14 protein-coding genes are annotated in these 14,982 nt (G+C 61.9%); 4 read left to right on the top strand and 10 right to left on the bottom strand.

Annotated features, from left to right (window positions below; translation table 11 throughout):
- Nucleotides 1-87 precede the first annotated feature (87 nt).
- Nucleotides 88-348, top strand: coding sequence for a hypothetical protein (locus ACZ9HU_RS14275; RefSeq protein ID WP_476105895.1), 261 nt, complete (start codon nt 88-90; stop codon nt 346-348).
- Nucleotides 349-394: 46 nt separating this feature from the next.
- On the opposite strand, the gene ACZ9HU_RS14270 is transcribed toward ACZ9HU_RS14275, so the two are convergent.
- The 4 genes from ACZ9HU_RS14270 to ACZ9HU_RS14255 are packed head-to-tail and all read right to left on the bottom strand — an operon-like array spanning nt 395 to nt 6,525.
- Complete coding sequence (locus tag ACZ9HU_RS14270; RefSeq protein WP_476105894.1) at nt 395-2,416, bottom strand: ATP-binding protein; 2,022 nt, start codon at nt 2,414-2,416, stop codon at nt 395-397.
- Between the two features lie 5 nt (nt 2,417-2,421).
- Complete coding sequence (scpA, locus tag ACZ9HU_RS14265; protein WP_476105893.1) at nt 2,422-4,560, bottom strand: methylmalonyl-CoA mutase; 2,139 nt, start codon at nt 4,558-4,560, stop codon at nt 2,422-2,424.
- Entirely contained in the window at nt 4,547-4,984 is a 438-nt protein-coding gene (gene mce, locus ACZ9HU_RS14260; protein ID WP_476105892.1) for a methylmalonyl-CoA epimerase, read from the bottom strand. The genes scpA and mce overlap by 14 nt, the downstream gene beginning before the upstream one ends.
- A gap of 14 nt (nt 4,985-4,998) precedes the next feature.
- Complete coding sequence (locus ACZ9HU_RS14255; RefSeq protein ID WP_476105891.1) at nt 4,999-6,525, bottom strand: acyl-CoA carboxylase subunit beta; 1,527 nt, start codon at nt 6,523-6,525, stop codon at nt 4,999-5,001.
- A 116-nt stretch (nt 6,526-6,641) separates the two neighbouring features.
- Between ACZ9HU_RS14255 and ACZ9HU_RS14250 the strand changes: the two genes are divergently transcribed.
- Entirely contained in the window at nt 6,642-8,042 is a 1,401-nt protein-coding gene (locus ACZ9HU_RS14250) for a helix-turn-helix domain-containing protein (protein ID WP_476105890.1), read from the top strand.
- On the opposite strand, the gene ACZ9HU_RS14245 is transcribed toward ACZ9HU_RS14250, so the two are convergent.
- The gene (locus ACZ9HU_RS14245; RefSeq protein WP_476105889.1) at nt 8,039-8,647 is read right to left on the bottom strand and encodes an NAD(P)-dependent oxidoreductase; all 609 of its coding nucleotides are present in this window, start codon (nt 8,645-8,647) and stop codon (nt 8,039-8,041) included. The genes ACZ9HU_RS14250 and ACZ9HU_RS14245 overlap by 4 nt on opposite strands.
- 59 nt (nt 8,648-8,706) lie before the next feature.
- Between ACZ9HU_RS14245 and ACZ9HU_RS14240 the strand changes: the two genes are divergently transcribed.
- A complete protein-coding gene (locus ACZ9HU_RS14240) occupies nt 8,707-9,162 on the top strand; it encodes a winged helix-turn-helix transcriptional regulator (RefSeq protein WP_476105888.1) in 456 nt (151 codons plus the stop codon).
- On the opposite strand, the gene ACZ9HU_RS14235 is transcribed toward ACZ9HU_RS14240, so the two are convergent.
- On the bottom strand, nt 9,141-10,916 hold the full coding sequence (locus ACZ9HU_RS14235; RefSeq protein ID WP_476105887.1) for a sensor domain-containing diguanylate cyclase: 1,776 nt from the start codon (nt 10,914-10,916) through the stop codon (nt 9,141-9,143). The genes ACZ9HU_RS14240 and ACZ9HU_RS14235 overlap by 22 nt on opposite strands.
- Nucleotides 10,917-11,067: 151 nt before the next feature.
- Nucleotides 11,068-12,267, bottom strand: a complete 1,200-nt coding sequence (gene sucC / locus ACZ9HU_RS14230) for an ADP-forming succinate--CoA ligase subunit beta (RefSeq protein WP_476105886.1) — start codon at nt 12,265-12,267, stop codon at nt 11,068-11,070.
- A gap of 132 nt (nt 12,268-12,399) precedes the next feature.
- On the opposite strand from sucC, the gene ACZ9HU_RS14225 reads away from it, so the two are divergent.
- A complete protein-coding gene (locus ACZ9HU_RS14225; protein ID WP_476105885.1) occupies nt 12,400-13,176 on the top strand; it encodes a 3'(2'),5'-bisphosphate nucleotidase CysQ in 777 nt (258 codons plus the stop codon).
- A gap of 80 nt (nt 13,177-13,256) precedes the next feature.
- On the opposite strand, the gene rpsI is transcribed toward ACZ9HU_RS14225, so the two are convergent.
- The 3 genes from rpsI to ACZ9HU_RS14210 form a co-directional block, all read right to left on the bottom strand.
- Nucleotides 13,257-13,739, bottom strand: coding sequence for a 30S ribosomal protein S9 (gene rpsI, locus ACZ9HU_RS14220; protein ID WP_476105884.1), 483 nt, complete (start codon nt 13,737-13,739; stop codon nt 13,257-13,259).
- The gene (rplM, locus tag ACZ9HU_RS14215) at nt 13,739-14,218 is read right to left on the bottom strand and encodes a 50S ribosomal protein L13 (protein WP_476105883.1); all 480 of its coding nucleotides are present in this window, start codon (nt 14,216-14,218) and stop codon (nt 13,739-13,741) included. Before rplM ends, rpsI begins: the two co-directional genes overlap by 1 nt.
- Nucleotides 14,219-14,359: 141 nt before the next feature.
- Nucleotides 14,360-14,971 (bottom strand): hypothetical protein, encoded by a 612-nt coding sequence (locus ACZ9HU_RS14210; RefSeq protein ID WP_476105882.1) that lies wholly within the window; start codon nt 14,969-14,971, stop codon nt 14,360-14,362.
- Nucleotides 14,972-14,982 lie beyond the last annotated feature (11 nt).

Here is a 14,982-nt window from a genome sequence, read left to right as displayed (position 1 = left end):
GCGCGTATCGGCGGGAATATAGACAACATGATTAATATAGACTTAACAGATGTTCAGGCGACAGCCCATGCAATCAACTGTGATTGTATGGGATCGTGTAAACGCGCCGATGCTGTTCAATGTCTTTATTCAAAAACGCTCGATCTTCTTAGTCGTGAGGATGAAGATTGGGGCGCGCGGATTGAATTGCTGCGCCCATTGGCCATGGTGGCCGGATTTCAGAAGACGCGTGAGGGACAGCGCGAGTGCGCGGCCTATGCGACGCATCTGGCCGCGGGCGATGCGCCCGGCGCGCTGGCGGCCTGTCGCCGCCTGATCGAACTGGACGCCGAACTGGCCGCAAAATAAACGGCGGAAAGCCCGGTAAAGGACTCTCCGCCGCCTCGCCTTAATCCTATTCCATTTCCAGAATGATGTAATCCACCGGCAGGCTTTCACCCGGCTTGGCGTTGATTTTGCCGATGGTGGCCGATTTTTCGGCGCGCAGGATGTTTTCCATCTTCATCGCCTCGACCACGGCCAACGGTTGCCCCGCTTCGACCTTGTCGCCTTCCTTGACGTTGAGAGACACCAGCAGGCCCGGCATCGGACAGATCAGGTACTTCGACATATCCGGCGCCACCTTTTCGATCATGTGATCGGCCAGAGACGCAATATGCGCGGGCAGGATGTCGACCTTGTGGATCGCACCGCGCGTCGTCACTTTCAACCCGGTGCGCGTCGGCTCGATCTTCAGGCCCAGCACTTCATCACCGATTTCGGCCACGATCAGATGGTCGCCCGGCGTATATTCCATGTCCAGATCGACATCGGCACCATTGACGGTGATGCTGTTGGTCTTGATGCTGACGGCGAATTTTTCACCGGCCAATGTCACCACCCATTCGGACGGCGGAGCCAGATTGGCGGCCAGTTGCCCATCGACCTGACGCGCACGATCGGCGCGCGCCGTGGCGATAAAGCCGGAGACCGCGGCAATATGGACCAGTGTTTGCGCATCGGTGGCCGCGCCGTGGAACCCTTCAGGATATTCCTCGGCGATGAAGCCAGTGGTCAGTTCGCCGCTGCGGAAACGGGGGTGCTGCATGATGGCCGACACGAAGTCGATATTGTGGCCCAGCCCCTCAATCTCGAACTGGTCGAGCGCGGCGATCTGCTTGTCGGCGGCCTCGTCGCGGGTTTCACCCCAGGTGATCAGCTTGGCGATCATGGGATCATAGAACATCGAGACTTCGCCGCCTTCATAGACGCCATCGTCGACGCGGATGCCATCCACGCCCCGGCGGCCATTTTCCGCGCCATCGTCGGTCCAGCCCTCAACAGGCGGGCGATAGCGCGAGAGGCGCCCGGTGCTGGGCAAAAATCCGCGATAGGGGTCTTCGGCATAGACGCGGTTTTCGATGGCCCAGCCGTCGATCTTCACATCATCCTGCGTCATGGCCAATTTCTCGCCATAGGCCACGCGGATCATCTGTTCGACCAGATCGATGCCGGTGATCGCCTCGGTAACGGGATGTTCGACCTGCAGGCGGGTGTTCATTTCGAGGAAGTAGAAGCTCTCGCCACTCTTGTCCGCGCCCGATACGATCAGTTCGACCGTGCCCGCGCTGTAATAACCCACCGCGCGGGCCAGAGCGACGCATTGCTCGCCCATCGCCTTGCGCATGGCGGGCGACACGAAGGGCGAGGGGGCTTCCTCGACCACCTTCTGATGGCGGCGCTGGATCGAGCATTCGCGCTCATTCAGGTAAAGAATATTGCCGTGCTGATCGCCCAGAATCTGGATTTCGATATGGCGCGGATTCAGGATGAACTTTTCGATGAAAACGCGGTCATCGCCAAAGGAGTTCAGCCCCTCGCGCTTGACCGCCGGGAAACCCTCGCGCACGTCCTGTTCGTTATAGGCCAGACGCATGCCCTTGCCGCCGCCGCCCGCGCTGGCTTTCATCATCACCGGATAGCCGATTTCCTCCGAAATCCGCACGGCATGGTTGGTGTCCTCAATCTCGCCTACGAAACCGGGGACGACATTGACGCCCGCCGCCTTGGCCAGTTTCTTCGATTCGATCTTGTCGCCCATCGCGGCGATCGCGCCGACGGGCGGGCCGATGAAGGCGATGTTTTCGCGCGCCAAAGCCTCGGCGAAAGAGGTGCGTTCGGAAAGGAAGCCATAGCCGGGATGGACCGCTTCGGCGCCGGTCTGCTTGGCGGCCTCGATGATCTTTTCCGCGATCAGATAAGACTGCGCGGCGGGCGAGGGGCCGATATGCACCGCCTCGTCGGCCATCTGGACAAAGGGCGCGCGCGCATCGGCGTCGGAATAGACGGCGACCGTGGCAATGCCCATCCGGCGCGCGGTCTTGATGACGCGGCAAGCGATTTCGCCACGATTGGCGATGAGGATTTTCTTGAACATCGGCTTTACTTTGCCTCTTCCAGTTCGCTGCCCAGCGGCGGCATATTATGACCCAGCAGGCGCAGCATATCGGCCGCGCAATCGAGCACGTTGGACCCCGGGCCATAGATGCCCTGCACCCCCGCCTCACGCAGGAATTCATAGTCCTGCGGCGGGATGACGCCGCCCGCCACGACCTTGATGTCGGGCCGACCCGCCTCGCGCAGCAGGTTGATGAGTTGCGGGATCAGCGTCTTGTGGCCCGCAGCAAGGCTGGAGGCCCCCACCGCATCGACGCCCTTTTCCAGCGCCAGCGCGCAGGCTTCCTCCGGCGTCTGAAACAGCGGGCCGCTGGTCACGTCAAAGCCCATGTCGGTAAAGGCGCTGGCGATGACATTGGCCCCGCGATCGTGCCCATCCTGCCCCATCTTGGCCACCAGCATGCGGGGCTTGCGCTCCAGACGGCGGGAAACGGCCTCGACGCCATCGAGGATCTGTTGATAGCGGTCATCGCCCGCATAGGCCGCGCCATAGACGCCCTTGACCGGGGTGGGCACAGTGCCGTGGCGGCCAAAGACCTCCTCCATCGCGCTGCTGATTTCGCCCAGCGTGGCGCGGTGGCGGGCGGCCTCGACGGCCAGCGCCAGCAGGTTGCCGCCTTCGCGCGCGCCCTGCGTAATGGCGCGCAGGGCGGCCTGACAGGCGGCCTCGTCGCGGGCGGCCTTCACCGCCTTGATCCGGGCGATCTGGGCCTCGCGCACGACATGGTTGTCAATGTCGAGCGTTTCGATCCGATCCTCGGTGGCGAGGCGATATTTGTTGACGCCGACGATGACATCCTCGCCCCGGTCAACACGGGCCTGACGGGCGGCGGCGGCTTCCTCGATCATCGCCTTGGGCCAACCGGCGGAAACCGCCTTGGCCATGCCGCCCTCGCCTTCCACGCGATCAATGATCGCCTGCGCGGCGTCGACCAACTGCTGGGTCAGCGATTCAATGTAATACGACCCGCCCAGCGGATCGACCACATTGCACATGCCCGTTTCTTCCTGAATCACGATCTGCGTGTTGCGCGCGATGCGGGCGGAAAAATCGGTGGGCAGGGCGATGGCTTCGTCAAGCGCATTGGTGTGGAGCGATTGCGTGCCGCCCAGCATCGCGGCCATCGCCTCGATCGTGGTGCGGATGACGTTGTTATAGGGGTCTTGCTCCTGCAAGGACACACCGCTGGTCTGGCAATGGGTGCGCAGCATCTTGCTGCGTTCGTCCTTCGCGCCCAGTTTCGTCATCGCCCGGTGCCACAAGACGCGCGCGGCGCGCAGCTTGGCCACTTCCATGAAGAAATTCATGCCGATGGCGAAAAAGAACGACAGGCGCCCGGCGAATTTGTCGATGTCGAGGCCGCTGGCCACGCCATATTTCACATATTCGATCCCGTCCGCGATGGTGAAGGCCAGTTCCTGCACCTGCGTCGCCCCGGCCTCCTGCATGTGATAGCCGGAGATCGAAATGCTGTTGAATTTCGGCATATTGGCGGATGTATAGCCAAAGATGTCCGAAATGATCCGCATGCTGGGTTCGGGCGGATAGATATAGGTGTTGCGGACCATGAACTCCTTCAGAATGTCATTCTGAATGGTCCCGTCCAGCTTTTCGGTGGGAACGCCCTGTTCCTCGCCCGCGACGATGAAGAAGGCCAGGATCGGGATCACCGCCCCGTTCATCGTCATCGACACCGACATTTCGCCCAAGGGGATGCCGTCGAACAGGATTTTCATGTCCTCGACGCTGTCGATGGCCACGCCCGCCTTGCCGACATCGCCCACCACGCGGGGGTGATCGCTGTCATAGCCGCGATGGGTGGCAAGGTCGAAAGCGACCGAGAGGCCCTTTTGCCCCGCCGCCAGATTGCGGCGATAGAAGGCGTTCGATTCCTCGGCGGTGGAAAAGCCCGCATATTGGCGGATGGTCCAGGGCCGCCCCGCATACATCGACGCGCGCACGCCGCGCGTAAAGGGCGCAAAGCCGGGCAGGCCGGGATCAACGCTCACGTCTTCCGCCGTATAGAGCGGCTTGACCGTGATCCCCTCGGGCGTCTGCCAGTTCAGGTCCTTGCCCTTGACCTCTTTGGCGGCCAGCGCCTGCCAGTTATCAATGTTGGCCACGGGGCGTCTCCATGATTTCGGTGAGCTGCCCCAGCATATCCTTGGGGTGCAGGAAGAAGATGGGCGTGCCATGCGCGCCGATCCGCGTGGGGCCAAGGATGCGCTTGCCCAATGCAGTGAACCATTCGCGGGCAGCCTCGATATCCTCGACCTCATAGCAGAGGTGGTGCTGGCCGCCTGCGGGGTTCTTGGCGATGAAACCGGCGATGGGGCTTTCGGGGCCAAGCGGTTCGATCAACTCGATCTGCGTGCCCGCCGTGCCGCTCTCGCCGGGCGTGTTGACAAAGGCCACCTTCACGCCCTGTTCGGGCATGTCGAAAGGCGCGGTGATGAGGCTGGCCCCCATCACATCGCGGTAATAGGCAATGGCATCGGCCATCGAAGGCACGGCCACGCCGACGTGATTGAGACGTCCGAGTTTCATGGCATCCTCCCCGCTTAGAGCGGAATGTTGTCGTGCTTCTTCCACGGGTTCTCCAACGCCTTGTTGCGCAATTTGCGCAGGCCCAGCGCGATCCGGCGGCGGGTCGAATGCGGGTGGATCACCTCGTCGATGAAACCCTTGGACGCCGCGACAAACGGGTTGGCAAAGCGGTCTTCATATTCCTTGACCTTTTCGGCCTGCGCCTCGGCGGGCAAGCCACGGAAGATGATTTCCACCGCGCCCTTGGCCCCCATCACCGCGATTTCCGCCGTGGGCCAGGCATAGTTCAAATCGCCGCGCAAATGCTTGGAGGCCATCACGTCATAGGCGCCGCCATAGGCCTTGCGGGTGATGATGGTGATCTTGGGCACGGTCGCCTCGGCATAGGCAAACAGCAGCTTGGCGCCATGCTTGATGATGCCGTTATGCTCTTGGCTCGTGCCGGGCAGGAAGCCGGGAACGTCGACAAAGGTCAGGATCGGGATATTAAAGGCATCGCAAAAACGCACGAAACGCGCCGCCTTCTTCGACGAATTGATGTCCAGCACGCCCGCCAGCACCAGAGGCTGATTGGCGACGACGCCGACGGTCTTGCCCTCGATCCGGCCAAAGCCGCACAGGATATTGCCCGCATGGCCCGGCTGGATTTCAAAGAAATCGCCCTCGTCCAGCGTCTTGCGGATCACTTCCTTCATATCATAAGGCTGGGTCGCGCTGGCCGGGATTACCGTGTCCAGGCTGTCCTCGATGCGGTCCCACGGGTCCGAATTGGGGCGTTCGGGCGCTTCTTCCTTGTTCGACAGCGGCAGGAAGTCGAAGAATTCGCGCGCCGTCAACAGCGCTTCGATGTCATTTTCCAGCGCCAGATCGGCCACGCTGGTCTTGGTGCTATGCGTGATCGCGCCGCCCAGTTCTTCCTGCGTGACGACCTCATTCGTCACAGTCTTGACCACATCGGGGCCGGTGACGAACATGTACGAACTGTCCTTCACCATGAAGATGAAGTCGGTCATGGCGGGGCTATACACCGCGCCGCCCGCGCAAGGCCCCATGATGAGGCTGAGCTGAGGCACCACCCCGCTGGCCAGCACATTGCGCTGGAAAATCTCGGCATAGCCGCCAAGGCTGGCCACGCCTTCCTGAATACGCGCGCCGCCGCTGTCGTTCAAACCGATGACCGGGGCGCCGACCTTCATGGCCATGTCCATGATCTTGCAGATCTTCATTGCGTGGCGTTCGGAAACAGCCCCGCCAAACACGGTGAAATCCTGTGAAAACACGAAAACAAGGCGGCCATTGATCGTGCCGGACCCCGTGACCACGCCATCGCCGGGGATGGTGTTGTCGGGCATGCCGAAATCGACGCAATTATGTTCGACATACATGTCGACTTCTTCAAAGCTGCCTTCGTCGAGCAGAACCTTGAGCCGTTCGCGCGCGGTCAGCTTGCCCTTGGCATGCTGGGCATCGATCCGCTTTTGGCCGCCGCCCATCCGGGCCGCCGCCCGCCGCCGCTCCATCTCCGCCACATTCGCGCTCATCGGTTAACCTCTCACAAAACCACTTGGGTTCGCGATGGGGCATTGCGCTTGACCCGTCCACAGTAATGTTGCAAATTTGCAAAGATAGAATTTGCAAAAATTAGCGAGAGGACGGCATGAAAAGGCGGCTCTATGCGGGGCGTTTCCTCAAGGCCCTGCGTGAGGATCACGGGCTGAAACAGGGCGCGCTGGCGCAGAGGCTGGGGATCAGCACGCCCTATCTCTCGCAATTGGAAAATGACACGCGGCCCATGACTTTGGCGCTGGCCGAAAGGGTGCGTGAATTGTTCCCGGTGGATTGGGCCGATATGGCCGAAACCCCGGTCGAGCCGGTCGTCACCGAATTGCTGGAGGCCTCCGCCGATCCCTTGCTGCGTGACCTGCCCGCCGATCAGATTGAGCGCGTGGCCGATCAATTCCCGCAATTTGCCGAACAATTCGCCCACCTTTACCGTCTGCACAAACGCGATTCCGCGCGTCTGGCCGCGATGGACGAGGCGCTGGGCGCCGACAGCGTTTCGGGCGGTCGCCTGCCGTGGGAGGAGGTGCGCGACTGGTTCCATCTGGCCGACAATTACGTCCATTTGATCGATTCCAGCGCCGAGGCCATGGCGGGCGCCCTCTCGCGCCATTTGCCCACGCCCGACACTGCCCAATTGACCGCATGGTTTGATCGTCAGGGGATAACCCTGCGCCACCTGCCCGGCGCGCCGATCCGCCATTATGACGAGGCGCGCCGCGAACTGACGCTGGATGTCGGCCAACCCCATGAAAGCCTGCGCTTTCAACTGGCCTATCAGCTATGCGCCATCGCTCTGGCGCATGAAATTGCCGAGACGGTGGCAAAAGCGGGGATGCGTACCCAGACCGCGCAGAATCTGCTCTCGGTGGGCCTTACTAACTATGCGGCGGGGGCTTTGCTGATGCCCTATCGCCCGTTTCGCGATGCGGCGCGGCGGCTGCGCCATGACATCGACGGTTTGCGCCAGATCTTCGGCACCAGTTTCGAACAGACCTGCCACCGCCTGTCCAACCTGCAACGCCCGCACCAGCGCGGCGTGCCGATCGCCTTTTGCCGCATCGACATGGCGGGCAATATCACCAAGCGCCACGCGGCCAACGGGTTGCAATTCGCCCGCTTCGGCGGGGCCTGTCCGCTGTGGATCGCCCATGAGGCGGTCGCCATCCCCGACCGCATCCATCTGCAAGTGGCCGAGATGCCCGAGGGGCGGCGCTTTGTCTTTCTTGCCAAGGGGCTGGTCAAACCCTCGGACGCCTATTTCCGCCCGCCGCGCCGCTATGCGGTGGTGCTGGGGTGTGAAGTCACGCTGGCCAGCGAGTTCATCTATGCCGATACGCTCAATCTGGAATGCGAGGAGGCGGTGGCGCGGATCGGCATTTCCTGCCGCATTTGTTCGCGCCACGATTGTCATCAACGCGCCTATCCGCCCAATGACAAAGCCATCGACATCACCACCAACCAGCGCGGCTTCATCCCCTATCGCATTTTGGATTAATAGGCGGCGGTAAAACGCGCACGCGGGTACTTATGGGCCTCCAGCTCATCGACCATGGCGATGGCATAGTCGGCAAAGCTGATCTTGCTCTCGCCCGTATCATCCACGACCAGATCATCCTTGCCGCCGCGATAGGTGCCAAGGCGCGGCCCTTCGAAAATAAAGGCGGCGGGCGAGAAGAAGGTCCAGTCAATGTCGGTCACGGCGCGCAGGTCTTCAAGGAAGGTGATGCCGCCCATGGCCGCGCCCTTCCACGCTTCGGGGAAATCCGGCCCGTCGATCAAACGCTCGCCGGTGGGCAGCTTGAGGCTGGCCGCGCCGCCCGTCACCAGCAAACGCCCCACGCCCGCCTGGCGCAGCGCGGAAAGCAAAGTGTCAGCCGACACGTCGAAATGCAGCGCGCTGATCACCGCATCCACGCCCTTGATCACGTCGGCCAGCGCGGCGGGGTTCGACGCATCGCCCGCAACCGCGGTCACGCCATCGGCGGCGGGAATGGCTTCGGGCTTGCGGGCCACGGCCACAACCTGATGGCCGCGAGCGCTCAATTCCTTGGTGATTTCCGATCCGGCGCGGCCGCTGGCGCCCAACACTGCAACTTTCATTTCAACGCTCCTGCTTGATGGGTTTCTGTTGGTAACCAAGTGTGCTATGGAAACGCATCATGCAAGAGAGCACTTTTCTTTCACCTGCTTACCCCGACGTAACCACCCTGGATGATTTGCGGGATGGCGATCCGCGGCGGGGCGATGTGTTTGCCCGTAATTGTCCGACGCGCCAGTTGCTCGACCGGGTGGGTGACAAATGGAGCATCCTCCTGCTCGGCATGCTGGGCGAGGGGGAATTGCGGTTCAGCGCGCTGAAAAGGCGTGTCGATGGCATTTCGCAAAAGATGCTTGCCCAGACCTTGCGCAATCTGGAACGCGACGGATTGGTCACGCGCCATGTCGAACCCACCGTGCCGGTCAGCGTGACCTATGCGATTGCGCCCTTGGGGCGGGAATTGCTGTCGGCGCTGCAAATGCTGATCGATTGGGCCGAAACGCGGATGGGCGCCGTGGCACAGGCACAGCAGGCCTATGACCGGCGCATGGGCAATCAGGCGGCGATGGAGAGCTGATTGCGGCCATTATGCTTGGCCCGGTAGAGCGCGGCATCGGCCAAACGAAAAGCCTCATCAATCGGCAACCCTTCGGTCAAGGGCGTCAGGCCGACGCTGACCGTGGCGCGCACGATTTCGCCCACGGTTGACCGCCCCTCGCTGTCGGCCAATCTTTGGCGTACGCGTTCGCAAATCACCTCGGCCTGATCGATGTCCACATCGCGCAGCAGAACGGCAAATTCCTCGCCGCCAAGGCGCGCCACCACATCGCCCGCGCGCACCGTGCCGCGCAGCACCGCGGCAAACAGCGTCAGGATGCGGTCGCCCGTGGCATGACCGTGCACATCGTTGATCCGTTTGAAATGATCCAGATCGAACAGCGCCAGACAGCTTTTCCCGCCCCCCGTCGCATCGCGAGCCAGGGCTTTGTCAAAGGCGCGCCGATTGCCAAGCCCGGTCAAAGGATCGGTATTGGCTTCACGCGCCAGATTTTCCATCATCCGGTGGCGCACCGAATTGTCGCGGATAAAGGAAACAGTGCCATTGGGCACGCCCTGTCTGTCCAGTGTCGCGCAAAGATGGCTTTCAACCCAGACCGGCAATCCCTCCTTTGACATCAGCCGACATTCGACCGCGACATTGGATTGCGGATCGGACAGGGCCTGAAATCGCGCGTCGAACACGGCCTGTTCGTCATCGGGATGCAACAGATCATAGACCGAGCGGCCAATGATCTCATGCGGTTGATAACCCCAAAGCCGAACGGCGGAATCGGAAATAGAGCGCAATGTGCCGTCAATATTGACCCGCATGATGATGTCGCCGGTGCGTTCCACCACCAGCCGGTGCAGCGCCTCGGCATCGCGCAGGGTCTGCAACAACCGCCGCCGCGCCTCAAGTTCGGCCGCCACGGGCAGGAGGATCAGCACGACGCAGGCGAAATAGATTTGCAGCACCAGCAATTTGGTGGCCATGTCCACCGGCAACAGCACGGTCGGCCCATAGCCCGCCATGGTCCCGCCCATTCCGCCGCAAATCAGGATCAACAGCGAGGCAACCGCCCCCAGCCGTCCCAGCCGGAAAGTGGCCGCCACCATCGGCACCAATGGCACGATGACCAAAGGCACCTTGCTTTGCCCAAAAGTGATCAGCGTGGCCAATGCGACCGCGCCCAGCAGGCCGAGCCATTCGAGCAGACGTTGACGGCTGAACTTGGACGTGTCGAGCCAGCGCCTGCGCAGGATGAGAAAGATCGGCGGTGCAAAGGTAACGAGGCTGAGCGCATGGGCGCCGAACCAATTGCCCCATGCCCGGCCAAAATCAATGCCGGTGGCCGCGTGGCCCGACCACGCCCCGATAAACGCCGAGGCCGCAGGTGCGATAATCCCCGCAACCAGAAGGAAGATCCCCACATCGCGGATCGATTCGAAACGGGTAAAACGCGGCGCAAACCGGCGCATCAGGCTGGCCGCCAGCCATGCTTCGAACAGGCCCGCCAGCGTCAGGGGTATTGTGTAAATTCCGCCAAACCCGCGCAGCGCAATCGCCAAAGCGCCCGCTGGAAAGCAGAAGAGCAACGCCACTTTCCATCGCCGGCGCGGCATGATGGCCAACGCGGCAAACAGGACGGCGCCCGCGGGCCAAACAATGGCCACCCCGCCGTTGAAGCGCGTCATCTGGAGAGCGACCAGCGCCGTGGCGAAATAGAGCAGACAAAGCAGCAGGCTCTGCCTCAAATGCATGGAAACCAGGGCGCGGACTCGGGCATTCATGGTGGCACGCTGCCATGCAATGTTTAACAAAGCATCGCTGCGCCAAAGCTTTCTTTGCGGCAACACCCTTGCGTTCGGCCCCCAAAACGAGAAAGACCCCGTGGCGCGCGGGGCGCCACGGGGTCTTTGCTCAAAGGCTTTCGCCCAAGGCTTATTTGGCCTTGTTGACTTCCGCCACGATCTTCTTGGCAGCGTCGCCCAGATCGTTGGCCGCCACGATGGGCAGGCCCGAATTGTTGAGCAGGTCCTTGCCCAGTTCAACGTTGGTGCCTTCGAGGCGAACCACCAGCGGAACCGACAGGTTCACGTCCTTGGCAGCCGCAATGATGCCGGCGGCAATGACGTCGCACTTCATGATGCCGCCAAAGATGTTGACCAGAATGCCTTCGACAGCCGGGTCCGACAGAATGATCTTGAACGCCGCCGTCACCTTTTCGGTGGTGGCGCCGCCGCCCACGTCGAGGAAGTTGGCGGGGAACGCGCCGTTCAGCTTGATGATGTCCATGGTGGCCATGGCCAGGCCAGCGCCGTTCACCATGCAGCCGATGTTGCCATCGAGCTTGATGTAGGCCAGGTCATACTTCGAAGCTTCGATTTCGGCCGGATCTTCTTCGGTTTCGTCGCGCAGGGCGAACACGTCGGGGTGACGGAACAGCGCGTTCGAATCGAAGCTCATCTTGGTGTCGAGAACCAGCAGGTTGCCGTTCACGTCTTCGACCAGCGGGTTGATTTCGAGCATCGAGCAGTCGAGCGCGAGGAATGCGTCATACAACTGCTTGGCCAGAACCTGAGCCTGCTTGTTGGTGTCGCCCTTGAGCTTGAGCGCGAAAGCGATGGTGCGGCCGTGGTGCGGCTGGAAACCGGTGGCCGGGTCGACGGTGACCGTGGTGATTTTTTCCGGGGTGTCATGGGCAACGGCTTCGATGTCCATGCCGCCTTCGGTCGACACGATGAAGGCGACGCGGCCGGTAGCGCGGTCAACCAGCAGCGAGAGGTAGTATTCCTTGGCGATGTCGACGCCGTCGGTGACATACAGGCGGTTGACCTGCTTGCCCGCTTCGCCGGTCTGCACGGTCACCAGCGTGTTGCCCAGCATTTCCTTGGCGTGCGATTCGACTTCGTCAAGGTTGAAGGCCAGACGCACACCGCCCTTGGCATCAGCGGGCAGTTCCTTGAACTTGCCTTTGCCGCGGCCACCGGCGTGGATCTGCGACTTGACGACATAGAGCGGCCCGGGGAGCTGCTTGGCGCCGGCGACGGCTTCTTCAACGGTCAGGGCCGCATAGCCCGCAGGAATGGCGACGCCGAACTTGGCCAGCAGTTCCTTGGCCTGATACTCATGGACGTTCATCGGTGCTTCTCGCTATTGCAAGCCTAATGGCCCTTTGGTTGGCGGCGGGCTAAGCACAGGTTTCGGGCGATGGGAAGGGAAAGATGTGCTAATCATTCTTAATTGCAAATTTTCCCAAAGGGCGCGTTGACCATGCTCGACCGTGCCCGCCTTGAGGCCATCATTCGCCGCGCCGGAGAGATCGCCATGTCGCAATGGCCGGTCGATAATAAAGCGTTGGAAGTTTTTGGGAAAATGGACGGAACGCCGGTATCGGCGGCCGATTTGGCGGTCGATGCCTTTCTTCGCGGCGAGTTAACCCGTCTCCTGCCTTGCGCCGGATGGCTGTCTGAGGAAACGATAGATGCGCCGAATCAGCGGGCCGGAGAACTTGTCTGGCTGGTTGATCCCATTGATGGGACGCGCGATTTCATTCGCGGACGCACGGGTTGGGCCATTTCCGTGGCCTTGGTCAGCAACCATCGCCCCTTGATATCGGTGCTGCACGCGCCCGCGCGGGACGAATATTGGCAGGCCGAGGCCGGCCATGGCGCCTTTCGCAACGGAGAGAAATTGGTTGCATCGCGCCGGGATGTTCTGGCCGGTGCCCGCGTGCCGACCCGCGCCCTGCCCGCCGAAGATGCGGATATGGAGATGGTGGAGCAGCCCAATTCCATCGCCCTGCGCATTGCCATGGTGGCGGCCGATCAGGCCGATCTGGTGGCGACTTTGCGCTGGGGCTACGAATGGGATCTGGCCGCCGCGGCCCTGATCGCGCGTGAGGCGGGGGCGGCAATCAGCGACGCCTTGGGCGGCAAGCTCAATTACAACAAGCCCGATCCCCGCGTCTTTGGCGTGGCCGTTTCGGCGCCCGCCATCCATGCCGATCTGATCGCGCGTCTGGCCGAACGGGCCGCGCGCCTGGCGTAATCTTGGCGGCCACAAAAAAGGCGGCCCGTCGCCGGACCGCCCCTTTGTTCGGCCCCAAAGGGCCAACAGCCTGAAAGCGATTAACGCTTCGAGAACTGGAAGCTACGACGAGCCTTGGCGCGACCGTACTTCTTACGTTCAACGACGCGCGGGTCGCGGGTCAGGAAGCCAGCGGCCTTGACGGCGCCGCGCAGGGCGGGCTCGAACTTGGCCAGAGCCTGGGCGATACCGTGCTTTACAGCGCCGGCCTGACCCGAAAGGCCACCACCCTTGACGGTGCAGACAACGTCATACTGACCCGAACGATCAGCCACGCCGAAGGGCTGGTTGATCACGAGGCGCAGGGTCGGGCGAGCGAAGTAGGTTTCCTGATCGCGACCGTTGACGGTGATCTTGCCGGTGCCGGGCTTGATCCACACGCGGGCCACGGCGTCCTTACGACGGCCGGTGGCATACGAACGGCCCTGTGCGTCGACTTCGCGAGCGCGCAGCGGGGCGGCGGGGGCAGCAGCAGCCGGAGCGGCGGTGCCGATTTCGGCCAGAGCGGAGAATTCTTCAGACATTACGCACCAACCTTGTTCTTGCGGTTGAGGGCGGCGACGTCCAGCGGCTGAGGCTGGGTGCCGGCATGCGGGTGCTCAGCACCAGCATAGAGGTGCAGGGCGCGCAACTGCTGACGGCCGAGCGGGCCGCGCGGAATCATGCGTTCCACAGCCTTTTCGATCACGCGTTCCGGAAAACGACCTTCCAGAACCTTGGCCGCCGTCACGGCCTTGATGCCGCCGGCGTAACCGGTGTGCTTGTAGTACACCTTGTTCTTCAGCTTGTTGCCGGTCAGACGCACCTTGTCGGCGTTGATGACGACGACATGGTCGCCGGTGTCAACGTGGGGCGTGAAGGTGGGCTTGTGCTTGCCGCGCAGGATGTTGGCGATGATGACGGCAAGACGGCCGACCACCAGACCTTCGGCATCGATCAGATGCCACTTCTTTTCCACCTCAGCCGGCTTGACCGACCGGGTGACCTTGGTGAGAGCCTTCATGGCTTTGGTTCCCGTATAAATGACGACCCCGCCACGCGGTCGCGGCGGGGGGTGTGGCGGGCCTAATGTTGCAAACGGCCCCAAGAGTCAAGCATTCTGCGGCTTTCTGGGGCGGTAAAATAATACCGTGACGTTGCGTAGTCAGTCTTTCGCCGGGTCCAGCGTCCAGATTTCGCGTGTTTCGCGCATCTGGCCGCCGATCACGGTCTTAACCTTGCGCTCCAACTTCTTCATCAGGCTGCACGGCTTGGTGGATTGGGCGGAAATGCTGATGATGGCCATTCCGCTTTCGCTGTTCGTTGGCGGGAGTTCACGCTGAATCTCGGAATTGAAAGGCCCCGGTCGGAATAGCGAGGCGGGCCAATGGCTGATTACCGGGCCGGTTTGTTTGGCCACTTGGTCCAGAAATTCGATGGCCTGGTGTTGGGCGTCCGGTTTTAAGGCGGCTCCGTCGATCAACTGTCTGGCGGCTTGGGCTTCACTTTCGTTCAGCGCGGGCGATCGGTGATTTTCGCGAGACATGATCATGCCGGCATGATCCAGTTGGATCGGAAAAATACTGGTAGTCGCCCTGGCTTTTTCTAAAGCGGCCAGATTGGCAAGACGTGGCGGGGCATCAACATCGGTCGACAGCCATTCCCCTTCGATCAGATAGCCTTTTGTATTGGGCCTGAAATTGACGCGATAATGGCGCGTGACCACCAATTCCTTGCCGTCGGCCAGCGAACGGTGGACCTGGCGCGACAGGACCATCGGGTCGGCGG

The sequence above is a fragment of the Novosphingobium sp. Sphag1I genome, from assembly GCF_056279125.1.
This window is presented reverse-complemented; position numbering and strand designations above follow the sequence as displayed.

Coding starts and splice junctions, on each gene's coding strand:
- ACZ9HU_RS14275 (WP_476105895.1), top strand. CDS start 88: ATGGGATCGTGTAAACGCGCCGATGCTGTTCAATGTCTTTATTCAAAA.
- ACZ9HU_RS14270 (WP_476105894.1), bottom strand. CDS start 2,416: ATGTTCAAGAAAATCCTCATCGCCAATCGTGGCGAAATCGCTTGCCGC.
- mce (WP_476105892.1), bottom strand. CDS start 4,984: ATGAAACTCGGACGTCTCAATCACGTCGGCGTGGCCGTGCCTTCGATG.
- ACZ9HU_RS14255 (WP_476105891.1), bottom strand. CDS start 6,525: ATGAGCGCGAATGTGGCGGAGATGGAGCGGCGGCGGGCGGCGGCCCGG.
- ACZ9HU_RS14250 (WP_476105890.1), top strand. CDS start 6,642: ATGAAAAGGCGGCTCTATGCGGGGCGTTTCCTCAAGGCCCTGCGTGAG.
- ACZ9HU_RS14245 (WP_476105889.1), bottom strand. CDS start 8,647: ATGAAAGTTGCAGTGTTGGGCGCCAGCGGCCGCGCCGGATCGGAAATC.
- ACZ9HU_RS14240 (WP_476105888.1), top strand. CDS start 8,707: ATGCAAGAGAGCACTTTTCTTTCACCTGCTTACCCCGACGTAACCACC.
- ACZ9HU_RS14235 (WP_476105887.1), bottom strand. CDS start 10,916: ATGAATGCCCGAGTCCGCGCCCTGGTTTCCATGCATTTGAGGCAGAGC.
- sucC (WP_476105886.1), bottom strand. CDS start 12,267: ATGAACGTCCATGAGTATCAGGCCAAGGAACTGCTGGCCAAGTTCGGC.
- ACZ9HU_RS14225 (WP_476105885.1), top strand. CDS start 12,400: ATGCTCGACCGTGCCCGCCTTGAGGCCATCATTCGCCGCGCCGGAGAG.
- rpsI (WP_476105884.1), bottom strand. CDS start 13,739: ATGTCTGAAGAATTCTCCGCTCTGGCCGAAATCGGCACCGCCGCTCCG.
- rplM (WP_476105883.1), bottom strand. CDS start 14,218: ATGAAGGCTCTCACCAAGGTCACCCGGTCGGTCAAGCCGGCTGAGGTG.
- ACZ9HU_RS14210 (WP_476105882.1), bottom strand. CDS start 14,971: ATGGTCCTGTCGCGCCAGGTCCACCGTTCGCTGGCCGACGGCAAGGAA.